General features: G+C 73.6%; 19 protein-coding genes. 7 read left to right on the forward strand and 12 right to left on the reverse strand.

The genetic code is table 11. From position 1 onward, the window contains the following. Positions 1 to 45: 45 nt before the first annotated feature. A complete protein-coding gene (dapC, locus tag ACFWRT_RS06355; RefSeq protein WP_380956049.1) occupies positions 46 to 1,140 on the reverse strand; it encodes a succinyldiaminopimelate transaminase in 1,095 nt (364 codons plus the stop codon). A 114-nt stretch (positions 1,141 to 1,254) separates the two neighbouring features. Further along, a complete protein-coding gene (gene fdxA / locus ACFWRT_RS06360) occupies positions 1,255 to 1,575 on the reverse strand; it encodes a ferredoxin (RefSeq protein ID WP_003966501.1) in 321 nt (106 codons plus the stop codon). A 117-nt stretch (positions 1,576 to 1,692) separates the two neighbouring features. On the opposite strand from fdxA, the gene ACFWRT_RS06365 reads away from it, so the two are divergent. The 3 genes from ACFWRT_RS06365 (at position 1,693) to ACFWRT_RS06375 (ending at position 4,679) form a co-directional block, all read left to right on the forward strand. Beyond that, positions 1,693 to 2,742, forward strand: coding sequence for a GNAT family N-acetyltransferase (locus tag ACFWRT_RS06365; protein ID WP_380956047.1), 1,050 nt, complete (start codon positions 1,693 to 1,695; stop codon positions 2,740 to 2,742). 68 nt (positions 2,743 to 2,810) lie between these two features. Next, on the forward strand, positions 2,811 to 3,692 hold the full coding sequence (locus tag ACFWRT_RS06370; RefSeq protein WP_380956046.1) for a transglutaminase family protein: 882 nt from the start codon (positions 2,811 to 2,813) through the stop codon (positions 3,690 to 3,692). Between the two features lie 345 nt (positions 3,693 to 4,037). Then, positions 4,038 to 4,679: a response regulator transcription factor gene (locus ACFWRT_RS06375; RefSeq protein ID WP_380956045.1), complete on the forward strand. Its 642-nt coding sequence runs from the start codon at positions 4,038 to 4,040 to the stop codon at positions 4,677 to 4,679. On the opposite strand, the gene ACFWRT_RS06380 is transcribed toward ACFWRT_RS06375, so the two are convergent. From ACFWRT_RS06380 to ACFWRT_RS06400, 5 genes are all read right to left on the reverse strand, one after another. After that, positions 4,648 to 6,558 carry an ATP-binding cassette domain-containing protein gene (locus ACFWRT_RS06380; protein ID WP_380956043.1) on the reverse strand — a complete coding sequence of 637 codons (1,911 nt, stop codon included), beginning with the start codon at positions 6,556 to 6,558 and terminating at the stop codon, positions 4,648 to 4,650. The two genes, ACFWRT_RS06375 and ACFWRT_RS06380, sit on opposite strands and share 32 nt — an antisense overlap. Next, on the reverse strand, positions 6,555 to 8,429 hold the full coding sequence (locus tag ACFWRT_RS06385; RefSeq protein ID WP_380956042.1) for an ATP-binding cassette domain-containing protein: 1,875 nt from the start codon (positions 8,427 to 8,429) through the stop codon (positions 6,555 to 6,557). Before ACFWRT_RS06385 ends, ACFWRT_RS06380 begins: the two co-directional genes overlap by 4 nt. Positions 8,430 to 8,635: 206 nt before the next feature. Further along, positions 8,636 to 8,767: a SapB/AmfS family lanthipeptide gene (locus tag ACFWRT_RS06390; protein WP_327220400.1), complete on the reverse strand. Its 132-nt coding sequence runs from the start codon at positions 8,765 to 8,767 to the stop codon at positions 8,636 to 8,638. A gap of 68 nt (positions 8,768 to 8,835) precedes the next feature. Continuing rightward, a complete protein-coding gene (gene lanKC, locus ACFWRT_RS06395; RefSeq protein WP_380953020.1) occupies positions 8,836 to 11,511 on the reverse strand; it encodes a class III lanthionine synthetase LanKC in 2,676 nt (891 codons plus the stop codon). Between the two features lie 251 nt (positions 11,512 to 11,762). Then, entirely contained in the window at positions 11,763 to 12,740 is a 978-nt protein-coding gene (locus tag ACFWRT_RS06400; protein WP_380953021.1) for an ArsR/SmtB family transcription factor, read from the reverse strand. Between the two features lie 101 nt (positions 12,741 to 12,841). Here ACFWRT_RS06400 and ACFWRT_RS06405 point away from each other — a divergent pair, with 101 nt between their 5' ends. Both ACFWRT_RS06405 and ACFWRT_RS06410 read left to right on the forward strand, forming a co-directional pair. After that, positions 12,842 to 14,137 (forward strand): MFS transporter, encoded by a 1,296-nt coding sequence (locus ACFWRT_RS06405; RefSeq protein WP_380953022.1) that lies wholly within the window; start codon positions 12,842 to 12,844, stop codon positions 14,135 to 14,137. A gap of 86 nt (positions 14,138 to 14,223) precedes the next feature. After that, complete coding sequence (locus tag ACFWRT_RS06410) at positions 14,224 to 14,802, forward strand: sugar O-acetyltransferase (RefSeq protein ID WP_380953087.1); 579 nt, start codon at positions 14,224 to 14,226, stop codon at positions 14,800 to 14,802. 60 nt (positions 14,803 to 14,862) lie between these two features. Here ACFWRT_RS06410 and ACFWRT_RS06415 read toward each other — a convergent pair whose 3' ends face one another. Continuing rightward, positions 14,863 to 15,408: a DUF4265 domain-containing protein gene (locus ACFWRT_RS06415; protein WP_380953023.1), complete on the reverse strand. Its 546-nt coding sequence runs from the start codon at positions 15,406 to 15,408 to the stop codon at positions 14,863 to 14,865. 321 nt (positions 15,409 to 15,729) lie between these two features. On the opposite strand from ACFWRT_RS06415, the gene ACFWRT_RS06420 reads away from it, so the two are divergent. Further along, positions 15,730 to 17,574 (forward strand): coagulation factor 5/8 type domain-containing protein, encoded by a 1,845-nt coding sequence (locus ACFWRT_RS06420; RefSeq protein ID WP_380953024.1) that lies wholly within the window; start codon positions 15,730 to 15,732, stop codon positions 17,572 to 17,574. Positions 17,575 to 17,752: 178 nt separating this feature from the next. On the opposite strand, the gene ACFWRT_RS06425 is transcribed toward ACFWRT_RS06420, so the two are convergent. The 4 genes from ACFWRT_RS06425 to ACFWRT_RS06440 all read right to left on the reverse strand — a co-directional run bounded on the left by ACFWRT_RS06425 (position 17,753) and on the right by ACFWRT_RS06440 (position 22,203). Beyond that, a complete protein-coding gene (locus tag ACFWRT_RS06425; RefSeq protein ID WP_380953025.1) occupies positions 17,753 to 20,143 on the reverse strand; it encodes a hypothetical protein in 2,391 nt (796 codons plus the stop codon). Between the two features lie 175 nt (positions 20,144 to 20,318). Beyond that, positions 20,319 to 20,840, reverse strand: coding sequence for a DUF6113 family protein (locus ACFWRT_RS06430; RefSeq protein WP_380953026.1), 522 nt, complete (start codon positions 20,838 to 20,840; stop codon positions 20,319 to 20,321). Then, positions 20,837 to 21,868, reverse strand: coding sequence for an N-acetyl-1-D-myo-inositol-2-amino-2-deoxy-alpha-D-glucopyranoside deacetylase (gene mshB, locus ACFWRT_RS06435; protein WP_380953027.1), 1,032 nt, complete (start codon positions 21,866 to 21,868; stop codon positions 20,837 to 20,839). The genes ACFWRT_RS06430 and mshB overlap by 4 nt, the downstream gene beginning before the upstream one ends. A 140-nt stretch (positions 21,869 to 22,008) precedes the next feature. Then, positions 22,009 to 22,203 carry a hypothetical protein gene (locus ACFWRT_RS06440; protein WP_109163769.1) on the reverse strand — a complete coding sequence of 65 codons (195 nt, stop codon included), beginning with the start codon at positions 22,201 to 22,203 and terminating at the stop codon, positions 22,009 to 22,011. 170 nt (positions 22,204 to 22,373) lie between these two features. Here ACFWRT_RS06440 and ACFWRT_RS06445 point away from each other — a divergent pair, with 170 nt between their 5' ends. Continuing rightward, positions 22,374 to 24,500, forward strand: a complete 2,127-nt coding sequence (locus ACFWRT_RS06445; RefSeq protein ID WP_380953028.1) for a S9 family peptidase — start codon at positions 22,374 to 22,376, stop codon at positions 24,498 to 24,500. The last annotated feature ends 70 nt before the right edge of the window (positions 24,501 to 24,570 follow it).

Genomic DNA, 24,570 nt, shown 5'->3' on the forward strand with positions numbered 1-24,570 from the left:
GGCCCGGGGAGTGCGCACTCCCCGGGCCCCTCTCGTACGCGTACGTCAGGACAGGCGCTTGACCGCCGCCGCCACCCGCTCGTCGGTCGCGGTGAACGCCACGCGGACGAAGCGCTCGCCCGCCGGGCCGTAGAAGTCGCCGGGCGCCACCAGGATGCCCAGCCCGGCGAGGTACGCCACGGTCTCCCAGCAGGGCTCGTCGCGGGTCGCCCAGAGGTAGAGGCTCGCCTCGCTGTGCTCGATCCGGAAGCCGTGCGCCTCCAGGGCCGCGCGCAGGGCCAGGCGGCGGTCCGCGTACCGGGCGCGCTGCTCGGCCACGTGCACGTCGTCGCCGAGGGCGGCGACGGTGGCGGCCTGGACGGGCGCGGCCGTCATCATCCCGCCGTGCTTGCGGATCAGCAGCAGCTCACCGAGGACGGCCGCGTCGCCCGCGATGAAGGCGGCGCGGTAGCCGGCCAGGTTGGAGCGCTTGGAGAGCGAGTGGACGGCCACGATGCCGTCGTAGTGGCCGCCGCAGACCTCCGGGTGGAGCACCGAGACCGGCTCGGCGTCCCAGCCCAGCTCCAGATAGCACTCGTCGCTGAAGACCAGCACTCCGTGCTCGCGGGCCCAGGCGACGATCCGGACCAGCTCGTCCTTCGCCAGCACCTTCCCGGTCGGGTTGGAGGGGGAGTTGAGCCAGAGCAGCTTCAGCCCGGCCGGGTCCAGCTCGGTCGGGTCGTCGTAGACGACGGGCTCCGCGCCGCAGAGCCGGGCGCCGACCTCGTACGTCGGGTAGGCGAGCCGCGGGTAGGCGACCTTGTCGCCCGCGCCGAGCCCGAGCTGCGTCGGCAGCCAGGCCACCAGCTCCTTGGAGCCGACGACCGGCAGGACGTTGGCGTGGGTCACCCCGACCGCGCCGAGGCGGCCCTCCACCCAGCCGGTGAGCGCGTCGCGCAGGGCCTCGGTGCCCCACACCGTCGGATAGCCGGGGCTGTCGGCGGCGGCGACGAGCGCCCGCCGGATCACCTCGGGCACCGGGTCGACCGGCGTACCGACGGAGAGGTCCACGATGCCGTCCGGGTGGGCCTGGGCCGTGGTCTTGTACGGCGTGAGCCTGTCCCAGGGGAAGACCGGGAGGCGGGAGGAGACTGCGGACACGGGGCTCTGCTTTCTCGGGTTGCTCAGGCCGTTCCCGGCCGTACAGGAAACGCCTCGGTCCCGCACGGTGACAAGCCGTACGGGACCGGGCTGCGCACAGGGTGCCGCTGCCGCCTACTGGTTCTGCGGCGGCAGTCCGGCGACGAACGCGTGGTCGCGCTCGATGAGACCGAGCTTGGAAGCACCACCCGGGGAGCCGAGGTCGTCGAAGAACTCGACGTTCGCCTTGTAGTAGTCCTTCCACTCCTCCGGAGTGTCGTCCTCGTAGAAGATGGCCTCGACCGGGCAGACCGGCTCACAGGCTCCGCAGTCGACGCACTCGTCCGGGTGGATGTACAAGGACCGCTGGCCCTCGTAGATGCAGTCGACGGGGCACTCTTCGATGCAGGCCTTGTCCTTCACGTCGACACAAGGCTGCGCGATGACGTAGGTCACGCTGTCGTTCCTCCTCGGTAGGGCGTTGGCTCTCGCGCGGGAGCGCGGCGTCGTCGATGCCCGCCCCTAGTATCTCCGTTCTCGGGCACGAACCGAACAGGAGGGGCGGACTGAGCTGTGGAATTCACCATGGGCGGACGGCTGGAAGTCCGGATCACACCGGCTGACGTGGGCAAACGCGTATCCGTACGGCGGCGCTCCGAGGGGGGCGACGCGGGCGTGGGGTTCACTGACACGGTCGGCGTTCTCACATCATGGGACGGCGGTGTGGTCGCGATCACACCAAAGAGCGGGGAGTCCGTCCACATCATGGAATCCTCCCTGGTGGCGGGCAAGGTCATCCCCGCCGCCCCGGCCCGCCGGAGGGGCCCGGCGGCCTCCTTCGCCGAGCTGGCAGCCGTCACCGCACGCGCCTGGCCGCCGGTGGAGAGCGAGGCCCTGGGCGAGTGGCGGCTGCGCGCCGCCGGGGGGTTCACCCGGCGTGCCAACTCCGCGCTGCCGCTCGGCGATCCGGGTCTGCCGCTCGGCGAGGCGTTCGGGCGGGTCGAGCGGTGGTACGAGGAGCGGGGCCTGCCCCCGTACATCCAGACGGCGACCGGTGCCGAGGGGGCGCAGGAGGCGCTCTGCGCGGAGCTGGAGCGGCACGGCTGGCGGAGCGAGGTCACCGCCGAGGTGCGGATCGCCGCGCTGGCGCCGGTCGGTGACCTGGACGCGGAGGTGTCGGCGGTGCGGCTGAGCCGGGAGCCGGACGCGGCGTGGCTCTCGCGCTACCAGCGCTTCTCCACCCCCGGCCCGCATGTGCTGCGGGTGCTGGGCGGCGGCCCGTCGGTCTGGTTCGCCACGGTGGCGGGCGCGGGCGACGGAGAGAGCGGCGGGGAGAGCGTTGGGGAGACGGGCGGGGAGAGCGGTGGCGAGGCGCCCGCGGCGATCGGCCGGTGTGTCGTGGACGGGCGGTGGGCCGGGTTCATGGCCGTGGAGGTCGGCCCCGAGCACCGGCGGCGCGGGCTGGCCACCTCGGTGATGGCGGCCCTGGCCCGGCAGGCCCTGGAGGAGGGTGCTTCGGCGGCCTGGCTCCAGGTGGAGGAGGACAATGCAGGGGCGCGGGCGCTGTACGACGGCATGGGGTTCGCGGCGCACCACCGCTACCACCACTTCCGGCCGGCGTAGCGGAGTCCGGACCGCCTGGCAGGGCGGGGGCAGCCAGCAGCAGGTACGAGCAGGGGCATGGATCGCATATGAGCACGCAGGATTCCGGTACGGCCGACCGCCGGCGGCAGTTCGCCGACGAGGCCCGGTCCGAGCGGCCGGATCTGGCGCTGCTCTGTCTGCTGGTGGGCGCGGAGGCGGGCCCGGTCGGCCCCGAGGAACCGCGCCCGGTCGATCCGGCGGAGACCTCCCCCGACCCGTACGGGATCGACGCGGCGCAGATCGAACTGGACCGGCTGGCCGGGCTGTTGCCCTACGGCGCCCGCTCCCCCGTCGCCTGGGCCTCGGCGCTGGCCGGACTGCTCGGCGAGCAGCACGAGTTCTGCGGGTCCTCGGCGGACTACCAGCGGCTGGATTCCTCGCTCCTCCAGCAGGTGCTGCGGCGCCGCCGGGGGCTGCCGATCCTGCTCTCGGTGGTCTGGATCGAGGTGGCCCGGCGGGCCGGCGCCCCGGTGTTCGGGGTGGCGCTGCCCGGCCACTTCGTGGTCGGCTTCGGGGACCCGGCACAGCCGGTGCTCGTCGATCCGTTCACCGGGGGCGCGCCGCTGACCGGCCAGGACGCGGACCTTCTGGTCACCGCGGCGACCGGGGCGCCGCTGGAGCCGTCCATGCTGACGCCCGCGCGGCCGCTGGAGATCGTGCTGCGGATCCTGAACAACATCAGAGCCTGGGCCGCCGCCCGCCCCGAGCGCACGGATGTGGCCCTCTGGGCGGTGGAGCTCTCGCTGCTGCTGCCCGCGCACCCGGCGCGGCTGCGCTACGAGCGGGCCCAGCTCCTGGTCCAGCGCGGGGAGTTCCAGCGCGGGGCGGCGGAGATGGAGGAGTACGCGGAGGTGCTCGACGCCATCGAGCCGACCACGGCCGAGGCGATCCGGCACAGGGCCCAGGCGGCCCGGGCCCTGCTGAACTGAGGCTGAGGCGGTCCGGGGCGGGCGCTGCTGAACTGAGGCCGCAGCGGCCGGGCCTTGCTGAACTCGGCCGGAAGTAGAAGGATTTTGGCTGGAAATACACCTCCCTCCCCGCCCTGGCCGCGTTCCGTGGAGCCGGTTCCGGCCAGTCCGCCACGCCGTGCGCTCCCGCTGTACATCCGAACGCCCCCATCCGCGCCCATCAGGCACAGGAATCCGCCAATTCGTCGGCGTAGCCGAATGCTCATGCGCTCCACTGGAGACTCGTCACCCGACGCGCACACACCATCGCATTCTGCGATACGCCTGTAGTGCGCGCGCCCGGAGAGAAATGCCGAGGGCAGCCTGATGACAACCGTTCTGCTGGTCCACACCGTGCCGCTGTGGCGCGCTTCGCTGGCCTCCCTGCTCGGTGCGGGGCAGGGAATAGACGTGACGACCGCCGACCGGGGCACGATACGCTCGGCGCTCGCCGGCATCGGACCGGAAGCGGGACCGGAAGCGAGACCGGTACCGGTACCGGACGTGCTGCTCACCGACCTCGACTGTCCGGACGCGCTGGACGTCCTGGAGGAGGTGAGATCGCTGGCCGAGCCGCACGGCAGGGGCTGTCCGCTGGCGGTTCTCACCCGCAGCGACCGACCGCGGGGGCTGCGCCGGGCCTACGAGGCGGGCGCCCGCGGCTATATCGACAAGTACCGGCCGGTGGACGACCTCTCCGAAGTCATGCACAAACTGGCCGACGGCGGGCGGCATATCGACGAGTCGCTTGCCTTCAGCCTGTTGCAGGTGGCCGACATGCCCTTATCTCCCCGGGAATTGGGTGTGCTCGCCCTTGCCGAGGGCGGGGAAACCGTCTCCGGAATCGCGCAGCGACTGCATCTGACGCCGGGGACGGTGCGCAATTACCTCGCCGCCGCCATTCGGAAGTCCGGGGCGCGCAATCGGGTCGACGCGATCAGACGGGCGAAGGAGGCAGGGTGGATATGACCCCGCCCCTGCGGGACCGGCTGTCCGGTTCGCCGTTCTTGCTGCCGGGCTCGGCGTCGGGCTCCCCGGTCTTGCTGCCGGGCTCCTCGTCCGGTTGTCCGTTCTTGCGGCGGGGCTCCTCGTCCGGTTCCCAGAGCCCTGCCAGGTCCCGGTAGAGGGCCGAGGTGCGCAGCAGTTCGGTGGAGGTGCCGCAGCGGGTGCGGGGGCCGTCCATCACCAGGATCCGGTCGGCGCGGCGGGCCGAGCTGAGGCGGTGGGCGACGACCACCAGGGCACCCGGCAGCGCGGCGAAGGCGTACTCGGCGCGGGTCTCGGCGGCCGGATCGAGGCGGCTGGTCGCCTCGTCGAGGACGATGAGCGGCGGGGCCGCCAGGTAGGCGCGGCCGAGGGCGACGAGCTGGCGTTCGCCCTGGGAGAGCCGGTCCGGTTCCAGGTCCGCGTCGAGCGATCCGAGCCGGGAGAGCAGGGGGTCCAGGCCGAGCGCGTCGACCATGGCGGCGATGGAACGGTCACTCGCGCCCGGGCGGAGATAGCGGAGGTTGTCGCGCAGCGAGCCGGTGAACACGTAGGCGTGCTGGGGCAGCAGGACGCGTACGGAGGTGGCATCGGCCCCCCGCACCGGCCGCCCGTGCCACAGCACAGCGCCTGCCGTGGGCGCCTCCACCCCGGCGAGGACGGCGGCGAGCGTCGATTTGCCGCTGCCGCTCGGCCCGACGACGGCCAGGTGCTCGCCGGGGGCGACGGAGAGGGAGAGCCGGTCCAGGACGGGGTGCGCGGCGGGCCCGTACGCGAAGGTGACGGCGCGGAGTTCGGCCACGGGGGCGCTGGCCCGGGCGGGTGGCTGCCGATCGCCGTCCTTGTCCTCAGCGGGTGGCGGCGGCGCGTCCGTGAAGCGGTCCAGGACCACCAGCAGGCGGCCGCCGACCGTGGAGAGCATGGTCATCAGTGCCTGGACCGCCGGTGCCAGGGCCTGGGTGAGGTACGTCAGCGCGCCCACCAGGGCGCCGGGTGTGAGGCCGTTGCGGAGCAGCCAGGGGGCGCCGAGGAGCAGCAGCAGGGGCGGGAAGCGACCGCAGACCGCCAGGGCCACCACCCGTACGCCGGACCAGCGGGCCAGCGAACGGGCCGCGCGGACCTGGTCGTCGGCCAGGGCCTCGGACTCCGCCACCGTACGGTCGGCGGCCCCGGCGGCGGCGATGTCCCGCAGGTCGGCGGCGGTGCGGCCCGCGTGGGCGGCGTACGCCTCGTCGGCGCTGAGGTAGTCGCGCTGGCGGGCGGCCATCGGCAGCAGGGTGGCGAGGAAGAGGGCGGCGCCCAGGATCAGCGGCGGCAGCGCGATCAGCAGGAGCCTCGGCTCCAGGGCCAGCAGGCCCGCCACCGCCCCGGCCACCGTGAACACGAACGACCGCAGCGTCAGGACGAGTCCGGCCCAGCCGTCCCGGGCGATCTCACTCTGATGGGTGACCTGGGAGAGGGAGCGGGCGGTGGTGCCGGCGGGGTGCGCGAGGGCGCCGGACAGCGCCCGGGAGACCGCACGCCGCACGAGCCCGTCGCGCAGCGGCTCCACCAGGTCCGCCAGGCGTCCGAAGACCCCGCGGGTGGCGAGCTGGGCGGGAAGCACGGCGACGGCGGCGACGGCCAGCCAGAGGAGGCCGGTGAGCGGGCGTCCGGCGAGGAAGCCGTGGTCCAGCGCCCTGGCGACGCCGAATCCGCCCAGGAAGGTCTGGACGAACTCCAGCAGGGACCAGCCGGCCAGCCGCAGGACCACCGCGGTGCGGGCGCGGAGGAAGGGGCGGGCGTCGCGCGTGACGCGGGTGAGGGCGCCGTGGCGGCGGGCCGGTCGGGGTGCGGTTCCTGGTGCCGGTCGGGGTGCTTTCATCGGGCATCCACTTCCGTACGGGCCGGTGGAACCGCCTCCGCCTCCGCCTCCGCCTCCGCCTCCTCCGTACGGAACACCGCCCGGTACTCCGGGTCCGCCCAGAGCTCCTCGTGCGGGCCCGTCGCCCGGACGCGGCCGTTTTCCAGCCAGAGGACCCGGTCCGCGCGGGCGGCCGAGGAGAGCCGGTGGGCCACGATCACGCGGGTGCAGTGCCCGGCCCGCTCGTCGAGGGCGCGGCGGACGTGGTGCTCGGTGACGGTGTCGAGGCCGGAGAGGGCGTCGTCCAGGATCAGCAGACGGCCGGGGTGGGCGAACGCGCGGGCCAGGCCCAGGCGTTGGCGTTCACCGCCGGAGAGCGGGGCGTCGGTGAGCGGGGTGGCGTAGCCGTACGGGAGCAGCCCGATGAATCCGTCGGCGCGGGCGGCCCGGGCGGCGGCCCGTACCGCCTCGGGGCCCGCGGTCCACGGCCCGAAGGCGATCGTGTCCTCGACCGTGGTGCCGGGCAGGGCGGGGCGGGCGAAGGCGTAGGCGATCTCGGGGCGCAGGAGGGCGGGATCCATGGCGGTGAGCGGGACGCCGTCCAGGAGCACGGTTCCGGTGTCCGGGTCGAGGAGCCGGCCGACGACCGCCGCGAAGACCGACTTGCCGGAGCCGGAGCGGCCGACGACGGCGAGGGAGGTACCGCCGGGGATGGACAGGCGTACGCCGGTGAGCAGCGGTTTTCCGTCCTGTCTTCCGTCCGGCTTGCCGTCCTGCCCTCCGGCGTCCGGCTTTCCGCCCTGCCCTCCGTCCTGGCCAGCGTCCGGCTTTCCGTCCTGGCCAGCGTCCGGCTTTCCGTCCTGGACGACGCCGACGTCCCGGAGTTCGAGGTGGCCCGGGCCGCCGGGGACCGGCCCCAGCCCCTCGTGCGGCAGCGGGTCCAGGGTGAGCAGCGGGTCCAGGGTGCGGGCGGCGGCGCGGCTGCGGGCGAGGGCGCCGAGGGCTCCGGTGAGGGCGCCGATGCCGACGGCGAGGGCCGCGTACCGGGAGGCGGCGACGAGGTCGCCGACGCCGATCGCGCCCGCGTGGAGGCGGAGTCCGCCGACCGCGAGGACCAGCAGCATGAGGAGGGGCAGGAGCAGGGCGCTCTGGCCGGCGGCCCGGCCGTACACGGTCCAGGTGCGGCGGCCGTGGTCGGCCAGGGCGCCGAGGGGTTCGAGGATGCGGCGGTACTCGCGGGCGCCGGTGCGGGCGGCGCGGATGGTCTCGGCGCCGTCGAGGGCCTCGGTGAGGCGGTGGGCGATGACGGACTGGGCACGCTGGTAGTCGGCCCCGGCGTCGGCGGTGCGGCGGGTGAAGGTGTGCAGGAGGGCGACGAGGAGGGGCGCGCCGAGGAGGAAGGCGGCGGCTGTCCACGGGTCGATGAGGAAGAGGCCGGCGACCGCGCCGAGCGGCAGCAGGACACCCGCGACGGCCCCGGCGGCGGTGGTGGGCGCGGTCGCCGCGTCGGCGGTGCGGGCGGTGAGCCGGGCGGTGAGGTCGCCGGTCGGTACGGCCAGGGCGCGACGCGGTTCGGAGGCCAGGACCCGGGCGGTGGTGCGGGTGCGGAGATGGGCGGTGAGCTTGGCGCCGGTGCTGGTCGTGAGCACGGCCGCGCCCGCGTCGAACCCGGTCTCGGCGAGGGTGAGTACGGCGCAGAGCAGCAGCCCGGACCAGGGCACGGGCCCGCCGTCGATGAGCCCGTCGACCGTGTGGCCGAGGGCGGCGGGCAGCGCGAGGGCGGCGAGCGCGCCGCCGGTGGAGCAGAGGAAGAGGGCCAGGAGGGCGGCGGGGTGGCGGCGGGCGAGCCGCCGGGTGCCGGAGGGCGTCGGCGGGCGGGGCTTCAGCCGCACGTGGTCTTCCTTCCCGGCTCGCGGTGGTCGGTCCGCACGTGGTCTCCCGTTGCGGACCCGCGTCGATCGCGTACGTACGGACGTAGGTACGTACTGACGTAGGTACGTACGGACGCCGCCGGTCCCGGGCGGACGAACCGCGCGGGACCGGCGGACGGGCCGCCCGGCCCGCCGGTGAGGTCACCGGCGGGCCGGGCGGCGCTGCATCACGGGGTGCAGAGGGTCACGCTGAGGGAGCTGAACTCACAGACCAGCAGCGAGACCTGGCTGCCCGTGGCGAGCTCGCCGAAGGCCTCCTCGGCCGGGGTCTCCATCGCCTGAAGGTCAAGAAGCGCCATGATGGTGTTCCTTTCTGGGACGGTAACCGGAACCCGTTGCTCCGGCTGGGTGTTGAGCGGTGGTGGTGCTACGACTCCTGAAGGAGCCGGTCCGTGGAGCCGCTGGCGCGGCCGGGGTGCGCCGCCCGTGGAGCGGCGGCGGCGAGGAAGGGAAGCGTGGTGGGCGGGCCCGGCGCGGTGTCCAGCGCGCTGCCCAGGGCGAGCAGGCAGCCGGCGGTCCCGGTGGCCAGGTCCATCGACATCCGCATCAACTGCTCACCGGCGAAGACGAGTCCGCCCTCGTACGCGAGTGCGTGGCCGGCCAGGAGGCGGGTGTGGAGGCGGACCGCCCGCTGCCGGGTCTCCTCGTCGCACAGCGGCGTGGCCGCCAGGTGCATGAGGAGTCCGGCCGAGCCGCGCAGCAGTCCGGGCTGGATGTAGAAGGCGGAGAGCGCGGCCGGGAGCAGGGCGCGGCCCTTGGCCTCCAGCTCCGGGTCGGGGCGGTGGGCCAGGTAGGCGTCGATGACGGCCGCGATGCCGGCGCTGCCCGCTCCGAGGTAGGGCATCAGCCGCTTGCCCTCGACGACGAGGAGTTCGCCGTCGTCGCCCGCCCGGCACCGGTCCAGGTCGCGCCGGAGGGCGGCGGCCGCCAGGTCGAGAAGGGCGGTGTCGCCGGTGGTCTCGTACCGGCGGACCAGCAGCAGGGCGACGCCGGTCGCGCCGTGCAGGAGGCCGGTGCGGGGTGACGGCGGGCCGTCGACCAGGGCGCGTACGGCGAGGGCGGTGGCCCGGCCGGCGGCTGCGGCGAGCGCCGGGGCTTCGGTGGCGGAGGCGGTGCGGGCCAGATCGTCGAGGGCGAGGCCGATACCGGCGTACCCGCTGTGCAGTCCGGGCGCCAGGCCTTCGAGCGGCTGGTCCAAGACGATCCGGGTGAGGTCGGCGGCCTCGGCGGTGCGACCGATCCGGTGCAGCGTCCAGGCGATGCCGGACAGGCCGTCGTAGAAGCCGAGGGGTGAGCCTGAGGCCGGGTCCTTGGCCTGCCTCAGCAGCCATTCCTCGGCCGGCTCGATGCGCGGGGCGCCGGTCTCGTGCAGGGCGTAGAGGACGCCGGCCGCCCCGTAGGCGAAGGACTGGCCGCCGGTCGCTGTGGCGAACTGGGCGATGTCGCCCGGGAAACATCGGTCCTCGCGGTCGGGCGTACAGGAGGCGGCGATGGCGCGGGCCATCGCGGCGCGGCTCTCCGGCCAGTCACCGGGGGCGGGCGGCAGCGAACCGGAAGTCCCCGGCGTCTCCGTACTCGCCTGCGCGTCCGACACCGGTTCCGTACCCCGCTGGATCTCCGCCACCGCCGGCCGCAGGCTCTCCTCCGCCACCGGGAAGATGTGCGCGATCTCGCGGGCGAGACCAGCGGCCTTCGTGCGGTCGATGCCGAAGAGCGTGGTGAGCGGCAGATACAGGGCGAGCCGCAGACAGGCCAGCGCGTACCGGTCGATCTCGATGCCGCGCCGGTCGGCCGGGGCCACGAAGGCCGGATTGGCGACGATCTGGCGGCGGCGGTCGGCTGCCGGGGAGGCGGCCTCGAAGTCGAGCAGGGCGATCCGGCCGGACTCCTCGTCGACCATGACGTTGCTCATGTGCAGGTCGCTGATGACGATGCCACGGGCGTGGACGGCCTCGACGGCACGCTCGACCTTCCCGTACAACTCCTCGGCCCATGCGGCGTGTTCGGCGAGCAGTTCAGGAGTCGGGTTCTGCCGGGCGAGCGGGAAGCGGCGGGCGAAGACGGTGTTGAGCGTGATGCCCGGCAGGTACTGGAGGACCAGGAAGTGGTGGCCGCCGACCTCGAACGCGTCGTGCACGGCCGGTACGCAGTCCAGTCCGGCCAGGTGTTCCAGCGCGACCCGCTCCCGCTCAAGCCGGGCGACGGCGTCGGCCCCGTCGGCGGCGAGCCCGGCGTACGGGCGGGCCTCCTTGAGGACGACCTGCTCGCCGGTACGGCTGTCGCGGCCGAGGTAGACCCCGCCGCCGTTGGAGAAGTGGAGCGCCTTCTCGACGGTGTACGGCACGTCGCCGAGGCCGACGGCGGCGCGGGCTTCGAGGTGCGGGCGCAGGAAGTCGGGCGGCGTCACCCAGGCGGGTATCCGGAAGGCGGGGCCCCGGTCGTCGGGGACCAGGCGGCCCTGCGGGTCGGCGACGGCGGGCACGGGCCGCCCGTCGGGGCCCGTGCAGAAGCGGGCGGCGAACGCCCCGTACCGGGTGTGCACCGGACCGTCCCCGCAGCGCAGATCGCTGAGGATGTACGGGCCGTGCTCGCCCTCCAGCAGCTTCATCAGCGCGGCGCACACCTCGGGGAACGTGTCCTCGGAGTGCGGGTAGACGGTGATGAACTTGCCGCTTCCGGCCCGGTCCGCGTACTTGGAGTTCCGCAGGTTCAACAGGCCGGGCGACGGTACGCACTTGAAGGGCAGCCGGTGGGCCAGACAGTGTCCGGCGACCCGCTCCAGCACGGAGGCGGCGTTGTCGGCGGCGGCCGATATGTGGATCTTCCAGCCCTGGGCCGGCACCCGGAGCCCGTCCGGGCTGAAGGAGAGCCAGTCGCCGCGCCGGGAGCGGGTCCACCCCTGGGGGGCGGCGCCTCGGACCGGAGCGTAGAACGAGCCGTCCTCGGCGCCCTCTTCGAGGGATTCGAGGGATTCGAGGGAACGGTGGGGTGCGTCGTAGAAGCGGCGGTCCGCCTGACAATATGCGGCGTACTCCGGATTCACGACATTCCCCCCGCTCGGTCGTTGCTGGCGAGAGAGAAATTGTCATAACGATGAGCAGCGCCAATAGTCACCGATGTCATCACTCATACATGCGCGCGATCCATGCGGACCGCACCGCGGATCGGTGATTTCCCTGGTGCGGACAGGGGCGCGCGCGGGGCGCGTTCAGCCCGCGCCGCACAACAGCCCGTCCCGCCCAGGTACGGAATCAGCCTGCCGCGCGCACCAGCCCGGCCCGCCCACGTATGGAATCAGCCTGCCGCGCGCACCAGACCGTCCCCCGCGGCCGTACGGAAATAGAGCACGGACCGTCCGTCCCTGCGGCGGCGCACCAGTCCCGCGTCCAGCAGAACCCGCAGGTGGCGGCCGACGGACCCCAGCCCCTGCCCGGTCAGCGAGGTGAGCTGGGTCGTGGACAGCGGCGAGGCCAGCAGGACGAGAACTCCCGCCCGCGCCGGGCCGATCAGCGCCCCGAGTGCCTGCGGTACGGGAGCCCGCCCGGTGTCGGCGAGCGCGCCCGCGCACGGGTAGACGACGCCGTAGCGGTGCGGGATGTCCCAGCAGACCCAGCCCACGTCGGCGGTGACGGGGGTGAACACGAGCTGGGCGCCGCCCAGTTCGCGCGGCGGGTTGTCGTACGTGTTGATCTGGAGCCGGCTCTCCCCCAGCCACCGCATCCCCGGCCGCATCCCGTCGAGCGCCTGCGCCCAGCCGCCCCGGCTCAACTGGGCGGCCCGGGCGATCACATCGGCCTCCAGGACCCTGCGCCGGGCGGGCCACTCCGGCTCCACGGCACGCGTCCACACCCACTCCAGGACATCGGCGCTCCGCTCCGCCAGGTCGTCCCGGTCCAGCGCGGCGGGCAGCGGTCGGCGCATTGCCACGGCGAGATCGGCGCGGGCCCGCTCCGGCGGCGTCGCCCGGACCCGCGCCAGCTCCTGGGCGAAGGTGTCCGGCTCCTGTCCTGGGGGCGGGGGCACAGGGGCGGGGGTGAGGAAGTCGGCGCTCCAGCGGGGGGTGAAGGCGGCGCGGACGATCCGGGCGGAGAGCGGCTCCCCCGACTGCCGGCGCCGGTAGGCGGGCAGCCACCGCTCCAGCCAGGCGCGCTCGCGCGGATGCGCGGCGACGGCCCGCTCCAGGGTGCGCAGGCTCGCGACGGTCTCGGCCAGCGGGGAGACGACGAAGCGGCTGGTGGCGAGGGTGTCCGTACTGATCTGCCACCAGCCCACGGCCCGCCCCCGGATCCTCGATGCTTCGCCTGACCGCGAAAGAGTTTCGCCTGACCGCGAAAGAGTAACGAGCCCGGGGAGCGCCCCCGCACACTCCGCTGATGCGCACCTACCGCGAGCTCTTCCAGACCCCGGAGTTCCTCCCCTTCTTCACGACCGTCTCCGTGCAGGTGGCGGCACAGACCGCGACCGGCCTCGCCCTCGGCACCCTCGTGTACACCGCGACCGGCTCACCGCTGCTGTCGGCGCTGGCCATGTTCGGCCCGTCGCTGGCGCAGGTCGCCGGGGCGCTCACCCTGCTGTCGGCGGCGGACCGGCTGCCGCCGCGCGCCACCCTGACCGGCCTGGCGCTGCTGTTCGCGCTCGGCACCGGCGTCCAGGCGATCCCGGGCCTGCCGCTGTGGGCCGCCTTCGCCCTCCTCCTGGCCCTCGGGGTGGCCTCCTCGCTGGGCGGCGGGGTGCGGTACGGGCTGCTCAACGAGATCCTTCCGCAGCGGGGCTTCCTGCTCGGCCGGTCGGTGCTCAACATGACGGTGGGCACCATGCAGATCGTCGGGTTCGCGGTGGGCGGGGTGCTGGTGACCGCCCTCTCGGCGCGCGGCACGCTGCTGGTGGGGGCAGGTCTGTACGTCGTCGCGGCCGCCCTCGCCCGGTTCGGGCTCACCGCCCTGCCGCCCCGCGCCACCGGCCGGGCCTCGGTCCGGGAGACCTGGCGGACCAACGCGCTCCTCTGGTCGTCCCCACCCCGCCGCTCCGTCTACCTCGCCCTGTGGGTGCCCAACGGGCTCGTGGTGGGGTGCGAGTCCCTGTACATCGCCTACGCGCCCGGGTACGCGGGGCTCCTCTTCGCCTGCGGGGCCCTGGGGATGCTGGCCGGGGACACGCTGGTCGGCCGGTTCGTGCCGGGGCGGTGGCGGGCCCGGCTCGGCGCTCCGCTGCGGCTGCTGCTGGCCGCCCCGTACCTGCTGTTCGCCCTCGACCCCGGGGTGCCGGTGGCGGTGGTCGCGGTGGTGCTGGCGAGCGTCGGGTTCAGCGCGAGCCTGCTGCTCCAGGAACGGCTGATGGCCCTGACGCCCGCGGAGCTGAGCGGGCACGCCCTGGGGCTGAGCTCCTCGGGAATGCTCGCGATGCAGGGCGTGGGCGCGGCCCTCGCGGGGTCGATCGCTCAGGTGACCTCGCCCGGGACCGGGATGGCGGCGGTCGCGGCGCTCTCGCTGGCGGTGACGGTGGCCCTGGCGCCGGGGCTGCGGGCGGGACGCGGGCGAGGACCGGCAGGCAGACTGCAGGGGGACGGATCAACGGACGGACCACCCGCCGGATCACCCCCCGGACCACCCGACGGATCGCCCGACGGATCACCCCGTACGAAGGAAACGAAGGAGACGACGACCTCGTGACCAGCCAGGACACCACCAACTACCCCGACTCCCCCAACTCCCCCGAGAACGAAGCGAAGAAGGCGCCGGGCAGCCAGCGCGAGGCCATGCTCGCGGGCGAGCTCTACCTCGCCGACGACCCGGAGATCGCGGCGGACGCCCTGCGCTCGGCCCTGCTGAACGAGCGCTTCAACGCCACGTCGGCCGGTGCCCCCGAGGCCCGCCGCGCCGCGCTGGCCGAGCTGCTGGGCGAGCTGGGCGAGGGCGCCGAGATCCGCCCGCCGCTGCGGGTGGACTACGGCCACCAGATCACGGTGGGCCCGCGTACGTTCGTGAACTTCGGGGCGGTGTTCCTGGACGTCGCCCGGATCACGATCGGCGCCGACGTCCAGATGGGCCCGAACGTCCAGCTCCTCACCCCGACCCACCCCATCGACCCGGAACCGCGCCGCGCCAAGTGGGAGGCCGCGCAGCCGATCACGATCGGGGACAACGTGTGGCTGGGCGGCGGGGTGATCGTCTGCCCGGGGGTGAGCATCGGGGAGAACACGGTGGTCGGCGCGGGAGCGGTGGTCACGAAGGACCTGCCGGCGAACGTGGTCGCGGTGGGCAATCCGGCCCGGGTGATCCGGAAGATCGGCGAGGGCGAGGGTGAGGGCGAGGAGACGGGACCGGCGACCCCGTAACCGTAGACCTGGGGTCGTGGACCGAGCCGGCTCCACGACCCCGGCGCCTCCCAGGCCTCCTTACGCCGCCCCCCACGCCTCCGTGGCGCACGAGACCTCGAAGTGCCACCACCCCTCCTCCTCGCCCCGGACGAGCAGCTCCTTGATCGCCCGGAGGTCCGCGCCGCCCGGCACGGTGAACGCGACCAGCGGGAAATCCGCGCTGAAGACCTCGCCGCCCAGCCCGAACGGGGCGAGCCGCTCGTGCACGGCGTGGGCGTCCCGGCCGAGCGGGCCGTCCAGCACGGGCAGCACGCGTACGGTGCAGTTGCCCGAGTCGGCCACCCGCCCGGTGGCCCAGTGCACCCCGTCCGCGTCGGTCGCGAACCGTACGGTCTCGCCCTCGGCGACCCCGTCCTGGAGGAAGGGGACGTTGTCGACCCGGGCGGTGTCGGCGCTCAGCCGGGTCGCCCACAGCCCCTCGGTGTCGTACGGCAGCCCGTCCTCGCGCGGGACGGACCGGAACCAGACCTTGATCCGCCGCCCGGCGTCCTGGGGCGGGCGCTCGACAGGGGGCGGGCTCTCGCCGCGGGGCGGACGCGGCGGACCGGCGGCGGACGAGCTCATGGCCCCATGGTCCCCCCTGCGCCGGACGCCCGCTCGTCCGGCATCGCGCCGCCGGAGGCCACTCCACCCACGCGGGACATCAGTTCATGAAGTCAACGAGCGCCCCAACTGACCGCGAAACCGGTCAATCGCCGTACCACTGGCGTCAGTTGTTACGAATCCGGCCGCTCGCACGAGACGCCTCACGCACACCTCTTGACGCGTACAGGCCCACCGGGGAAACATCACCGTAACGAGAGAGCGCTCTCTCGCTTTCTCCCCACAGGCGCTCTCCCGCCCGTCCGTCGTGCACGCGTACCACGACCCAGGAGACGTACCTCCATGCATGTTCCCCCCACCGCACCAAACACCGCACCGCGCTCCGCACCCCCCACCGCACCACGCTCCTCACCGCGCAGGCACCGCCGGTCCAAGGCCCTCGGGTTCGCCGCGCTCGCCGTATCGCTGCTCATGGCCGTCCCCACCGCCCAGACAGCGTTCGGCGAAGAGTCCCAGAAGGAGAAGAAGGTCCAGGCCGCCATCCCCGGCGGCGGTGACCTCGGACCCAACGTGCATGTCTTCGACCCGTCCACGCCCGACATCCAGGGCAAGGTCGACGAGATCTTCAAGAAGCAGGAGTCCGCGCAGTTCGGCCTGGACCGCTACGCGCTGATGTTCAAGCCGGGCACGTACGACGACATCAACGCGCAGATCGGGTTCTACACGCAGATCGCGGGCCTCGGGCTCCACCCGAACGACACCACGTTCAACGGCGATGTGACGGTCGACGCGGGCTGGTTCGACGGGAACGCCACGCAGAACTTCTGGCGTTCGGCGGAGAACCTGACCCTCAACCCGGTCTCCGGCACCAACCGCTGGGCGGTCTCCCAGGCCGCGCCCTTCCGCCGGATGCACGTCAAGGGCGGGCTGAACCTGGCGCCCGACGGGTACGGCTGGGCCAGCGGCGGCTACATCGCCGACAGCAAGATCGACGGCCAGGTCGGGCCCTACTCCCAGCAGCAGTGGTACACCCGCGACAGCACGGTGGGCGGCTGGGGCAACGGCGTCTGGAACATGACGTTCTCGGGCGTCGAGGGCGCCCCGGCCAACAACTTCCCGGAGCCGCCGTACACGACGCTCGACACCACCCCCATCTCGCGCGAGAAGCCGTTCCTCCACCTCGACGGGGACGACTACAAGGTCTTCGTCCCGGAGAAGCGGGAGAACGCGCGCGGCACGTCGTGGGCGAACGGCACGCCGGCCGGCGAGTCGATCCCGCTGGACCAGTTCTACGTGGTGAAGGAGGGTGCGGACGCGGCGACCATCAACGCGGCCGTGGAGCAGGGCCTGCACCTGCTCTTCACGCCCGGCGTCTACCACATCGACGAGACGATCACCATCAACCGCCCCGACACGGTGGCCCTCGGCCTCGGCCTCGCGACGATCATCCCGGACAACGGGGTGACGGCGATCAAGGTCGGTGACGTGTCCGGTGTGAAGCTCGCGGGCCTCCTGGTCGACGCGGGCCCGGTGAACTCGAAGACGCTGATCGAGGTCGGCCCGGAGAACGCCTCGGCCGACCACGCGGCCGACCCCACCTCGCTCCAGGACGTGTTCGTACGGATCGGTGGCGCGGGCCCCGGCAAGGCGACCACGAGCATCGTCGTCAACAGCGACGACGTGATCATCGACCACACCTGGGTGTGGCGGGCCGACCACGGTGAAGGCTGGGGCTGGGAGACCAACCGGGCCGACTACGGCGTCCGCGTCAACGGCGACGACGTCCTCGCCACCGGGCTGTTCGTTGAACACTTCAACAAGTACGACGTCGAGTGGTACGGCGAACGCGGCCGGACGATCTTCTTCCAGAACGAGAAGGCGTACGACGCCCCCAACCAGGAGGCGATCCAGAACGGCGACACGAAGGGCTACGCGGCCTACCGGGTCGACGACTCGGTCGACGTCCACGAGGGCTGGGGCATGGGCAGCTACTGCTACTACAACGTCGACCCGACCATCGTGCAGGGCCACGGCTTCAAGGCACCGGTGAAGCCCGGCGTGAAGTTCCACAGCCTGATCGTGGTCTCGCTGGGCGGCAACGGACAGTACGAGCACGTGATCAACGAGACCGGATCCCCGACGTCCGGCACGGAGACCATCCCCTCGCAGGTGGTGAACTTCCCGTAGTCCTTTTACCCCCTACGGGAGTTGTACGGGAGCGGGGTCCGGCTGCTGATGAGCGCCGGGCCCCGCTTCACTGCGTTCTCCCGTCCCCCCAGGTCCGTCCGCAAGGGGATCAGACGGCCGCGGCCCCCGCCCGGGGTGTCCGGGCGGGGGCCGTCGAGGGTGCTCATGGCCGGGAGGCTCAGCCCTCGCCGGTCAGGTTGATGGTGACCGTGCGCTCTGCCGGGGTCTTGCCGGCCAGGGCCGTCTTCATCGCCTGGGCCACGTCGTCGGCGCCGACCGGGTGCTTCGTGCCGTCGGCCTTGACCGCCTCGATGCCGTCGAAGACGCCGTCCAGGAGGGTGGTGATCGCTTCCTTGTCGTAGACGTCGACCAGCCGGCCGTCGACGGCCTTCATGGAGAGGATCTGCGGCAGCGAACGCGCCGGGCCGAACTGGATCTGCTTCGGGCCCGCCTTGATGGTGATCAGGTCGGACATCGCGGGCTCCGCGAACTCCTTCATCGCCCGGGTCAGTTCGGCCTGGGTGATGGTGGGCTCCCGGGTGGCGACGGGCAGTTCGACCAACCGGGCCTGGCCGGTCTGCACCTGGGCGCGGTAGGCGTCGCGGACGGAGATCAGCGACTGGCCGACGTCCAGGGTCTTGCCGGGCTTGCCCGGCACCGCGACTGCCTTGTTCGGCTCGAACCGGATCGTGCCGTCCTGGGACGAACCGGCGACGCCCGCCAGGTCGGTCAGGGCGACGCCGAGCTTCTCCTCGTCGACCGGGATCACCGGGTCGGCGGTGCGCGCGCCGCCGAACAGCGAGCCGATCACGGAGACCGGGTTGTAGTCGCTGCCCGCCGCGCCGCGCACGGTCTCCTGGCTGTCCAGGACGAGACCGGCTTTCGCCGGGTCCAGCTTCTGCTCCTTGCCGTCCACGGACAGCGCCAGCGGCGCCTGGGAACGCTCGCCGAGTGCGGCCTCCAGCTTGGTGACCGCCTCCTCCTTCGTGCCGCCGCCGATGTCGACGCCGAGCACCGTAGTGCCCTTGGGGACCTCGGAGTGGTTCAGCAGGAGCCCGGCGCCGTAGGCGATGCCGAGCAGCACGATCGCGGCCACGCCGAGGAGGACCAGCTTGGAGCGGCCCTTCTTCGCGGGTGCGGGGGCGGGTGCGGGAGGCGTCGGTGCCGGGCGGGCGGCGGAGCGGCCGGGCGCGGGCGCACCCGGGCCGCCGGGGCCACCCGGGCCAGCGGGTCCGTCGGCGAACGGGTCGCCGGAGCCGCCGGTGGCACCGGGACCGCCTGGGAAGGGGCCACCCGGGAACGGGCCGCCGGGGCCGCCCGGACCGCCCGGCCTGCCCGGGAACGTCGAGCGGGGCTCGCTGGGCACCACGGGGATGCCGCTGGTCAGCGTGTCGCCCGAGACATGGCCACCGGGGCCGGGGTCGGGCGCCGGGGACTGCGGCGTCAGGATCGCGGTGTCGTCGGAGAGCCGGGGCGGTACGCCGCCGGGGGCGCCCGGGACCATCGGGCCGGGGCCGCCGAGTCCGGGGACGCCGTCGAGATTGGGGGTCAGCGCCGAGGTACCGGTGACCGGGCCCGTCGTGGGGCCGGACGGGCCGGGCGTACCGGGCGAACCGGGCGTGCGCATCCCGGGGTCGGGCATGGAGCGCGGGCCCCCGCCGGGGGGTTCCGTGCTGTAGCCGTCCAGGGCGCTGCCGGAGCCGCCGGAGCCGCCGGGGCCGCCAGGGCCGCCAGGGCCGGGGAAGCCGGAACCGGAGGGGCCGGGGCCGTCACCGGGGCGCGGCGCGGCGTCCGAGAAGTACGGCAGATCGGGACGCGGCCGGCCGGCGCCGTCGGGCCCGCCACCGAGGCCCGTCCCGCCGGGAACGCCGGGAGCACCCGGGCCACCGGGACCGGGGCCACCCGGGCCTGGGGCACCGGAACCCAGCGGACCTTGGCTGCCGGCACCCAGCGGGCCCGGACCGGCCGGACCCGTACCGGGCGCCCCACCGGAACCCGGCGCACCACCGGTACCGGAAGCCGGTGCGGGCGCCGGTGCCGGGTTCTTGCGCGGGGCGAACCAGTCGCTGCCGCTCTTCCCCTTCGCCGGCTCGTCGCCGGAGGAGGCGGCGGACGGCTCGGTGGAGCCGCCGCCGTCCCGCGACTGGGCGGGCGACGGGGAGGCCGGGCCACCGGACGCTCCGGTTCCGGCCGATGCGCCGGCCGACGCGCCGGACGACGCGCCGCCCGTCAGGCCCGAGGGCGCGGACGGTGGCGTGCCGGGGCGCGCGGTGCTGCCGGTGCGCTCCGCGTCGGGGCGGCCGGTGGCGATGTCGCTCTCGGCCATCGGCGTACGCATCACGACCGGCGGGATGGGACGCGACCCGGGGATGTTGATCCGGATGCGCGTCGTCAGCGTCGTCTCGGTCTTCGGCTCGTCGGGCCGGGGCGGATCGACGGATTCCGGGGTCTCGTCCGAGCCGGCCGGCGACGCATACTGGCGGGATCCGTACGGCGGCGTACCCGACGGGTACGCGGCTCCGCCGCGCCCCTGGGGCCCGGAGGACGAACTGTCAGTTTCACGACTCAAAGCAGGTTCTCCCGATTGGCTCCGCCGCCCGTACTTCCCCCATGCCGCAGGCCAGGGGACGGCTCGGCGCGCGCACCACCATACTGGCCGCCGCCGTAGGACACTCCGCGACCGGGGGAAACCTCCACCTCGGCATCACACCTGTGGGGGGCATTCCGGGCGCGGACTTAGCACTTCAGATACCGGACCGGCCGTTACGCGTGGCTGATTGCGGCACTTTGGAGGTGGTGGCGCACATCACAGCGACGGCGGTTCCGCCGAGCATGAAGAGCACCAGGCCGAGTTCGTCGCCGAAGACGTAGTCGCCTTCCGGCCGGCCGGACAGCAGGAGGAACACGGTGATGAACCAGCCGACCGCGGGCGCGAGTGCGCCGATCTGGGTGCCGGTCAGGACCCGGCCGCCGTAGAAGAGGCCCGCCGAGCCGGCCAGGGCGATGATCAACCCGCCCGGGAACCAGGCCCCTTGGACGAGCGTCCCGGCGAGCGCCACGAGGGCGCCGAGCACCGCGAGCCCGAAGTAGGCCGCGATCCGGGCGGGGTTCGGCCGGGCGGTGAAGCCGGCGCCCTCGGGCACCCGGGGCGGGGCGTTCGTACGTGGTGCGTTGCTGCTGGGGGCCTTACCGCGTGCGCCGGCGCGTGGCCGGTCGGTGCGCGGCCCTTGGGCGCGGTCACGGCCCTTGCCGTGGTTCGTGCTCATGCGCCCGCCCCCGATGCGGAATCCGGCCCGGCCCCCGAAGCGGAACCCGGAGCAGAACCCCGAGCAGAAGCCGGAGCAGAACCGGCTGCCCGGTCCCGTACGGCACCCGCCCCGGCCTCCCGTACGGCATCCGTTCCAGCCTCCGCCACCCCCGCGAACAGGTCGTCCTCCCGCGCTCCCCCGGCGGACCCCGGAACGCCCCGCACCAGCTCGTAGCACTCCGTCGTCAGCAGCGGCTGGCCCAGGTCGTTGGAGAGGGCGAAGAAGGAACCCTCGCCGTCCACCGCGATCTGCGTCGCATGGGCGCGCATCGCCGCCGCCTTCGCCCCGGCGTACGCCGATCCGTCGATCTCCGCCGTGATCGCGTCGCCGTCCACGACACCCGGGACGTCGTCCACGGCCGCGATGCCGGGGAAGGTGTCGGGGGCCGTCGTGCGCAGGTGGTCGAAGGCGGCCTCCAGGACGGTCCGCTCCACCCGGTTCCAGTAGATCTTGGCGATGGTGTGCGGGGCGCCGGTGCCGTACGCCGGGTCGGCGGCCAGGTCGGCGGCGCGCATCGCGACCCGGTGGGCCTGGATGTGGTCGGGGTGGCCGTAGCCGCCGTCGGGGTCGTAGGTGATGAGGACCTGGGGGCGGACCTCCCGGATGACCTCCACGAGGGGGGCGGCGGCCTCGTCCACCGGGGTGGACCAGAAGGCTCCGGGGCGCTCGTTCTGCTCGGTGCCCATCATCCCGGAGTCGCGGAACCGGCCCGCGCCGCCGAGGAAGCGGTGGTCGGTGACGCCGAGCTCCTTCATGGCCGCGGCCAGTTCGCCCACGCGGTGGGGGCCGAGCACGTCGTCCCGGTCGGCGGCGAGGCGGGCGAGGGCGGGCGGGATGACCTCGCCCTCCTCGCCCAGCGTGCACGTCACCAGCGTGACGTGGGCACCCTCGGCCGCGTACCTGGCCATGGTGGCGCCGTTGTTGATCGACTCGTCGTCCGGGTGCGCGTGCACCAGCAGCAGACGGCGGGCGGGGAGGTCCTTCATGGGGACCACCCTACGAGCCCGGCGGCCCCCGGTGTCCCCCGCTCCCCGCCGACCGCGTCAACGGCGGGCGTACCGGGCCGGAAAGCGGGCACACGACGACGGAAAGCGGGTACAGGCGGTCGGAAGGCGCATACGGATGGTCAGAACTTGATGCTCCCGATCATCCCCGCCACGTTGGACGTGAGATCCGAGATGGTCGGCGCCACGGACGAACTCGCGATGTAGAAGCCCAGCAGCACGCAGACCACCGCATGTCCGCCCTTCAGTCCGGATTTCCGGATCAGCAGGAAGACGATGATCGCCAGCAGCACCACCGCCGAAATCGAGAGCGCCACGGCGGTTCACCTCCATCAGGACGGTTGGGACGGGGAAACGGGGATACACGGAGCCGACGGGTTCTTACCCACCGAGCGCTACGGATCATAACTATCCGTGCCAACGCATTGATCGGGGCACAGCAGCACGAGGGGCGCACGGACCGCTGCGCGAGGCTAAGTTCGGGGCCATGACCTCACCGAAGCTGTCCTTTCCCCGCCAGCACGCACGGACCCAGCGGTTCACTCTCGGCGCACCGCGCGCCTTCACCGTCTCACCGGATGAGACGCGGGTGATCTTCCTGCGCTCCACCTCGGGCACCGACCGGACCAACCGGCTCTGGGTGCTCGACCCGGCCTCCGGCGAGGAGCGGCTGGTCGCCGATCCGGAGGCGCTGCTGGGGGGTTCGGCGGAGCGGCTGTCGCCGCAGGAGCGGGCCCGGCGCGAGCGGACCCGTGAGGGGTCGGCCGGAATCGTGTCGTACGCGGTGGACGCGGCGGCCGAGCTGGCCGCGTTCGCCTTGTCCGGAAAGGTGTACGTGGCCGAGCTGCGGGCCGGTACGGCCCGGGCGCTGCCGGTTCCGGGCCCGGTGATCGACCCGCGCCCCTCCCCCGACGGGCGCCTGATCGCGTACGTGTCCAAGGGCGCGCTGCGGGTCGTCGGCGCGGAGGGCGACGGCGACCGGGCGCTGGCGGAGCCCGAGGACGCCCATGTCACCTACGGTCTGGCGGAGTTCATCGCGGCCGAGGAGATGCACCGCTTCCGGGGCTTCTGGTGGTCGCCGGATTCGGACCGGTTGCTGGTGGCGCGGGCCGACGACAGCGCCGTACAGCGGTGGTTCATCGCCGACCCCGCGCACCCGGAGCGCAAGCCGGCCGAGGTGGCCTATCCGGCGGCGGGGACGGCCAACGCCGAGGTGCGGCTCTTCGTGACGGACCTGGAGGGCGCCCGTACGGAGGTGGTCTGGGACCGGGCGGCGTTCCCGTACCTGGCCCAGGTCCACTGGTCCTCCGCCGGTGCCCCGCTGCTCCTCGTGCAGGCCCGTGACCAGCGCAGCCAGCGGTATCTGGCGGTGGATCCGGAGTCCGGTGAGACCCGGATCGTCCATGTCGACGAGGACCCGGTATGGCTGGATCTGTTCGGCGGGGTGCCCGCGTGGGCGCCGGACGGGCGGCTCGTGCGGATCGCGGACGAGGGCGGCGCGCGGGTGCTGGCGGTCGGCGACCGGCCGCTGACCGGGGCGCAGTTGCACCTCCAGGCGGTGCTGGACATCGGGGAGTCCGACATCCTCGTCTCCGCCGTGGCGGGCGAGGAGGCGGTGGTGCCGGAGACCGGCGAGAGCCATGTGTACCGGGTCAACGAGCTGGGAATCGAGCGGATTTCCGAAGGGGTGGGTGTGCACTCCGCCGTCCGCTCGGGCGGTCTGACCGTACTGGTCTCGGCCACCCCGGACGAGCCCGGATCGGCCGCCTGGGTCGTCCGGGACGGCAAGCGGCTGGTCCGGATCGCGAGCCACGCGCAGGAGCCGGTGATCGCGGCACGGGTGACGCTCACCGAGGGGGGCGCACGGCGGATTCCGTGCGCCGTGCTGCTTCCGTCGGACTACCAGGAATCGGATGGTCCGCTTCCGGTCCTGATGGATCCGTACGGTGGACCGCACGGCCGCCGGGTGGTCGCCGCCCATAACGCGTACCTCACCTCGCAGTGGTTCGCGGACCAGGGCTTCGCGGTGGTCGTGGCGGACGGGCGCGGTGCGCCGGGCCGTTCGCCCGCCTGGGAGAAGGCCGTACGGGACGACTTCGTCCTCACCCTGGACGACCAGATCGAGGCCCTGCACGCGCTGGCCGGGCGGTTCCCGCTGGATCTGGACCGGGTCGCCATCCGGGGCTGGTCGTACGGGGGTTACCTCTCCGGCCTCGCGGTGCTGCGCCGCCCCGACGTGTTCCACGCGGCGGTGGTGGGCGCCCCGGTGACGGACTGGCGGCTCTACGACACGCACTACACCGAGCGCTATCTCGGCGACCCGGGCGCGCAGCCCGAGGTGTACGCGTACAACGCCCTGATGACCGAGGACGGGCTCTCCCACGCGGCCGAGCAGGTGCGGCCCATGATGATCGTGCACGGGCTCGCGGACGACAACGTGGTGGTCGCGCACGCGCTGCGGCTCTCCTCGGCGCTGCTGGCGGCCGGGCGGCCGCACGAGGTGCTGCCGCTGAGCGGGGTGACGCACATGACGCCCCAGGAGCAGGTGGCGGAGAACCTGCTGCTGCTCCAGGTGGACTTCCTCAAGCGGTCGCTGGGACTGTCCGGCGCCTGACCCCCGGGCCCCGCCCCTGAGACCCCAACCGGCCGGGGCGACAAGACGACGCCCCGGCCGGTCCACGGCA

Source organism: Streptomyces cyaneofuscatus, assembly GCF_042718795.1.
Taxonomy (GTDB): domain Bacteria; phylum Actinomycetota; class Actinomycetes; order Streptomycetales; family Streptomycetaceae; genus Streptomyces; species Streptomyces cyaneofuscatus_A.